This window comes from Pseudomonas sp. NPDC089758 (genome assembly GCF_044748705.1).
Taxonomy (GTDB): domain Bacteria; phylum Pseudomonadota; class Gammaproteobacteria; order Pseudomonadales; family Pseudomonadaceae; genus Aquipseudomonas; species Aquipseudomonas putida_X.
This window is the reverse complement of record NZ_JBIVGN010000033.1, coordinates 1-6,041: the sequence shown is the minus strand read 5'-3', so window position 1 is coordinate 6,041 and position 6,041 is coordinate 1. Positions and strand designations below refer to the sequence as shown.

Here is a 6,041-nt window from a genome sequence, read left to right as displayed (position 1 = left end):
GAATACCGCAGCGACTGCCGCATCTGGCAGGACAAGAACCTGCCGGCGATTTTGGAGGCCGTTTTCGCCCAGTACGAACAGGCCAAGGGCAACTATCGCCTAGACCTGCGCCGCGAATACGCCCCGCTGTCCTACGTCACCCAGTTCAACGAAACCGACGCCAACTTCGTCCAGCGCTGGTGTGAGCTCGAAGGCATCTTCTGGTATGTCGAGCACAAAGCCGACAGCCACTGCATCGTCTTCACCGACAGTGTCGACACCCTGCCTGCGCTCACCCCGCAGAGCGTGCCTTTCCACACCCAGAGCGTGACCCAGAAGCAGGACGGCATCACCCAGTGGAGCACCGGCTCGCAGCTGCTCAGCGGCAAGCTCAACTGGCGCAGTGTCGACTACCTGGCCCACAGCCAGCCCCGCGAAAGCGTGATGCCCGCGCTTGAAGCCGCTTCCGCCCCTGCCGCCTTGGAGCGCTACGAATACCAAGGCCAGTACAACTGGCAAAAACAGGAGCGCGGCGACTGGCTGAGCCGCGTGCAGATCGAACAGCGCGAATCCCAGGCCCGCCGCGTGCACGGCCAGGGCGGTGTGCGCCAGTTGCAGGCCGGGCGCTGGTTCGAGTTGACCCAGCACCCGCTGTACGACCGCAAGGCCGCCGAGGCTCGGCAATTCGTGCTGATCGAGGTGCAGTTCTACGCCGAAAGCAACCTGCCCATGGCCCAGCAGCGCCGCGATGCGCTCGGCAGCCTGGCACCGCTATTCAAATCGGTACGCCCGGCACCGGACGATGCCCTGCTCGGCTCGAAGCTGAGCGAAGCCTCCTACGGCTTCTTCCTCAGCACCTTCGAAGGCCAGCTGCACAGCGCGCCCTACCGCAGCCCGTTCGAGCACGCCAAGCCGACCTCACCCGGCCCGCAGACCGCTGTGGTGGTCACCCCCAGCGGCCATGAAGTGTTCACCGACAGCCTCAACCGCCTGTGCGTGCGTTTCCACTGGGATCGCCTGAGCCAGGACGGTGAACTCTCCTCCTGCTGGCTGCGCATGCTGCAACCCAGCAGCGGTCCCGACTGGGGCAGCGTGCACGTGCCGCGGGCCGGCGAAGAAGTAGTGGTCACCTTCCTCGACAACGACATCGACCGCCCGCTGGTCATGGGCCAGGTCTATGGCGGCCACAAACCCGCCTGGCACTCCAGCGGCCTGATGAGCGGCTACAAGAGCAAGGAAGTCGGCGGCGGCGGCTTCAACCAGTGGGTGATGGACGACTCCACCGGCCAGGTGCGCACGCAGATCCACAGCAGCCACGGCCATACCCAGCTCAACCTCGGCTACCTGATCGACCAGCGCGGCAACAACCGCGGTGGCCTGCGCGGCACCGGTTTCGAACTGCGCACCGACGCCTACGGCGCCCTGCGCGCCCAGCAAGGGCTGTACCTTAGCACTTGGAAACGCAGCAACGCCGAAGGCGCCCAGCTCGACGTCAGCGAAGCCCAGCAACAACTGCAGAATAGCGAGCAGCGGCTCAAAACCCTCTCCGACACCGCCAAGCAGCACAATGCCGACGCCCTGCAAGCTGGCTTGGACAGCCTGACCCAGCTCAACGCCGACACCGACGTCACCTACGGCAACGACAGCAGCAGCCCGAGCCAAGGCCCAAGCGAGCAGGAGCGCAACGGCGGCGACACCGCCTGGGCGATCCGCAACGGTGGACGCGGCAAGACCCCGGGTTATCAGAAGCCGCTGCTGATCGCTTCTTCCCCGGCCGACATCGCCACGGCCACGCCGCAGAACACCCACCTGCACAGCGGCAAGCACCTGACCATCAGTACCGGGGAGGACGTCAGCATCGCCAGCGGCAAATCGCTGCTGGCCAGTGTGGTGCAGAGCATCAGCCTGTTTGCGCAGAACGCCGGGGCCAAGTTGTTTGCGGCCAAAGGCAAGGTGGAGCTACAAGCGCAGAACGACGAGATGCTGCTGACTTCACTGCAGAACATGAAACTCAGCTCGACCGCCGCCGGGATCGAAATTGCGGCCAAGGACGGGATTCTGCTCACCAGTGGTGGCGGTTACATCCGCATCAAGGGCGGCAATATAGAAATCCACGCACCGGGTACCATTGATGTCAAAGGCGCGAAGAAGGTCTTCAGTGGTGGGACCAGCCTTTCGCACAGTTTCAACGAAATGCCCAAGACCGACTTTGCCGACCCGTATGTGATCAAGAAGCTCAGTACCGGTGAGCCTGCTCCGGGGGTGAAGGTAGAGGTGACGCGGGCTGATGGCAGCGTGATGCAATATGTATCGGATGCGGCGGGGAAGATTCCTGTGCAGCGGAGTCAGATTGCAGAACTCTTAACGATCAAAGTACTGGATAAAACCTAAAGAAAGTCGTACAACCGCGACGCACGGAAAGATATGAGGACAGGGAAATGATTGCCCCACTGAAGCTACTGACAGTTATAAACTCAGATGGCACTAAGACGGCCTCAACCACGATATCAAGCTCCACCCAACAACAAAACAAAGAAATTGGCGTAAAAGCGAATACAGTAGTTCCGATAGTTTTTATCCCGGGCATCATGGGAACAAATCTTTGGAATAATAGAACGAAGAAAATTGCATGGATTGCGCCTAATACCGACACCATTATGTCAAATATTGCTGCCGTCGGGTCTTTCCTTTCAGCACTATTTAGCTCCGCAAAAGATCGACAAAACGATCTAGATGGTAGAGAAGGAATGATTTCGGTATATAATGATGGGCCGATTGGCGGGGGCGGCTTGAATGAGAAAATAGATAAGGATGAGCTTAAGCGTCGCGGATGGGGGGGCGTCATGCGCTCGGCGTACCACCCAATCATGGAGTCAATGCAGAACGAATTAAACCAGATCCTATTGGACAATGACTTGCAAGGATGGTGGAAAGAAAACTCGAACCACCCCGCCGGAGAATGGGGCGATTGGAACGATAACCCATCTCTTATCGAACTTCCCGAGAGCATAGGTCTTAGACATGCTGCAGAAATACGTTATGAGGTATGGGCAGGCGGATATAATTGGTTGCAGTCAAATAAGCAGTCTGCATTAGACATCATGCGTTTCATAGATAATAACGTCCTAAAAAGTTATGATACAGCAGATAAAGTTATTATTGTAACTCACTCCATGGGGGGGCTGGTCGCTCGCGCGCTCGTTGGAATTCATGGGTACTCCCAAATTTATGGAATCATTCATGGTGCGATGCCTGCCACTGGAGCACCCGCAGCGTATCGTAGAATTAGAGCTGGGTTTGAAGGTGATGGTGTAAAAGGGTTTATTACCCGTCAGATTCTAGGCCCAACCGCAGCTGAAACCACTGCAGTCTTAGCATTCTCAAAGGGTGGGCTTGAGCTTTTACCCAGCAAAGAATATAACAACGGAGAAAAATGGCTTTTTGCTGAGAGAAAAGGGAAATCTTCGGATAAATTGATAGCCTTGCCTGAGTCTGGAGACCCGTACAGTGACATATACTTGTCAAAGAAATGGTGGGGACTAATACCCGAAGAAAACGAGAGCCTCCTTGACCCAAATGCATTTAGCAAAAGCTCCAACACAACAAAATTTAGGAAAAACCAAACCAAAAGAAGTATTTTTGAAGACAATATCCACGCAACATCCAGCTTTCACGATGCCATTAAAAACGCCTATCATGACTTTACTTATATACATTATTCTGGCGAAGCCAGAGAGTTCGACCTACTAACATGGAGCAACATAAGCTGGACGTCAGACTGGATAGGCTGGGGTGATATAAAAGAGTTCAAAATCACGAAAGATGACAGCACCGGAAATATCGAACTCGACTCGGGATATAAATTCTCATTCGGCCCTAAATACTCTCCAGGCGACGGCACAGTCCCTGTCTGTTCTGCCGCAAGTTCGAGAGCGTTTCCAACCACCCGAGCAGCATTTGCTCATGGAAACAATAGCACCCTTTACCCAAAGGTTTGCAGGCATGGCAAATTTAACAACTCATCTGGCTACGAACACCAGAATGCATATAACGACACAAAAGGTCGCACGCTGTTTGCGACGCTTTATAGTATTGTGAGGATATCTCAGCATGTCAAACTCGAGCTATAGGTATTTAATGACAAAGTCAAGGGCGAAATTATTCGCCATTATTACAGCCATCACAATCTGCACTTCGGCCGGAGCACAAAGCATGCAACATCATAACAACACCTTCTATTTCGGACGGTATAAGATTGAAGTGCCCACCGACGGTGCAAACATTTGGTCCTCTTACGAGGTTGTAGAGGAACGAATTGAACTTATCAGCAAGAACGGAAAGCGCGATATATCGACAAATAGCAAAAGCACTATTGCAGAAATCACCAAAGAGCACAAAGCTGGCTATGCCGAAGATTACGACCAAACAATCCCGCTCGAAGGCGGGGGTGAAATCATAGTATCGAAAGGCCGCAAGTACAACTTCCACATATATTACCTAACCAAGAAAAATACTCTCTATCGACAGAAAGTCGAATCAATTCCTTATGAAGACTTTGAAGATGCCGTCAAAATAGTAAAGGAGTTAAATGCTTCTATTCATTACCGCAATCCAGCAGACCAACCGCCAAACGGGACGTTTTCTATTGAAGCTGGATACATGAAATTACCAATTAATAAATTTGACGAGAAGGTATCCATTGGCCTCCCCGTATCATCCGTGCCTGGAATTCACTTAACATTTGACACACAACTTATTGGCAATCCTGAGGCTGGACTTCTTTCGAGATTTGAGCAGCAATCAACAGGGGCACTACCACTATTCAAAAAATTGGTAACTAACACCACCATTATTAGGAAGGGCAATAAAAATATTTCAGGCCTAGAGTTTGAGGAACTATTAATAAAAACAAGATCGGAAGGAAAAAATATTTATGCTTTCCGCCTTGAATTTCCTGGAGCTCCTAACTCTAGCATGGAGCCGTACACAGTTCTGGAATTAAGCACTATAGATAACGGACCAGGATTTGAAAATGACCAATCGGCAATAGATTTCTGGGATAGGCTGGTGGCCAGTCTAAGTCGCATATAGCGTAACTTGATGGTTGATGCGCCCGGAACCGCGCCATTGCCTAGTCGAGAGCATACGCTACCTAGCATCGTCTTCAACGACAGCGTCGACACCCTGCCCGCCCTCGCCCCGCAGAGCGTCCCGTTCCACACTCAGAGCGTCACTGAAAAACAGGACGGCATCACCCAGCGGAGCACCGGCTCGCAGCTGCTCAGCGGCAAGCTCAACTGGCGCAGCGTCGATTACCTGTCCCACAGCCAGCCCCGCGAAAGCGTGATGCCGGCGCTTGAAGCCGCTTCCGCCCCCGCCGCCCTGGAACGCTACGAATACCAGGGCCAGTACAACTGGCAAAAGCAGGAGCGCGAATCCCAGGCCCGCCGCGTGCACGGTCAGGGCGGTGTGCGCCAGGTGCAGGCCGGGCGCTGGTTCGAGTTGACCCAGCACCCGCTGTACGAACGCAAGGCCGCCGAGGCCCGGCAATTCATGCTGATCGAGGTGCAGTTCTTCACCGAGAGCAACCTGCCCATGGCCCAACAGGGCCGTGATGCACCCGGCAGCCTGGCACCGCTATTCAAATCGGTATGGCAACGGCTGGCTGGTAAGGGATCCATCATCCCCACATTCCAACCGTCCACCTGATTCCCGATGCTGTGCTCCCGATTTCTTTCTGGAGCCAGCCCGCCATGATGCGCCCCGACAGCAAAGTCGAAAAAGTCTACCTCTACCCCAAGCCCGTGGACTTTCGGAGTGCGATCCATGAACCCCACCTTCTAAAAGATAGGGCCTCAGCTTACCGTGGCATCTCTGGCGAGCAGTTCCATGGCAGCAAGGCTTCGTAGTCTGAGTGCGATCCATGAACCCCACCTTCTAAAAGATAGGGCCTCAGCTTACCGTGGCATCTCTGGCGAGCAGTTCCATGGCAGCAAGGCTTCGTAGTCTGAGACCGACGACGCATACGGCAGGCGCTCAAGTACGTGGCGCAGCCACGTATA

The 6,041-nt window shown here is 54.4% G+C and carries 5 protein-coding genes; 4 read left to right on the top strand and 1 reads right to left on the bottom strand.

Features of this window, described 5'->3' with window-relative positions:
* The 4 genes from ACIPZH_RS25640 to ACIPZH_RS25625 form a co-directional block, all read left to right on the top strand.
* On the top strand, window positions 1–2,370 hold a 2,370-nt coding region (locus ACIPZH_RS25640), incomplete at its 5' end, for a type VI secretion system Vgr family protein (protein WP_400638330.1).
* 47 nt (window positions 2,371–2,417) lie between these two features.
* A complete protein-coding gene (locus tag ACIPZH_RS25635; RefSeq protein WP_400638329.1) occupies window positions 2,418–4,109 on the top strand; it encodes an esterase/lipase family protein in 1,692 nt (563 codons plus the stop codon).
* An 82-nt stretch (window positions 4,110–4,191) separates the two neighbouring features.
* Window positions 4,192–5,070 (top strand): T6SS immunity protein Tli4 family protein, encoded by an 879-nt coding sequence (locus tag ACIPZH_RS25630; RefSeq protein ID WP_400638328.1) that lies wholly within the window; start codon window positions 4,192–4,194, stop codon window positions 5,068–5,070.
* A gap of 36 nt (window positions 5,071–5,106) precedes the next feature.
* Complete coding sequence (locus ACIPZH_RS25625; RefSeq protein ID WP_400638326.1) at window positions 5,107–5,688, top strand: contractile injection system protein, VgrG/Pvc8 family; 582 nt, start codon at window positions 5,107–5,109, stop codon at window positions 5,686–5,688.
* A 248-nt stretch (window positions 5,689–5,936) separates the two neighbouring features.
* On the opposite strand, the gene ACIPZH_RS25620 is transcribed toward ACIPZH_RS25625, so the two are convergent.
* Window positions 5,937–6,041: transposase domain-containing protein (locus ACIPZH_RS25620; protein ID WP_400638331.1), on the bottom strand; the 105-nt coding region annotated here is incomplete at its 5' end.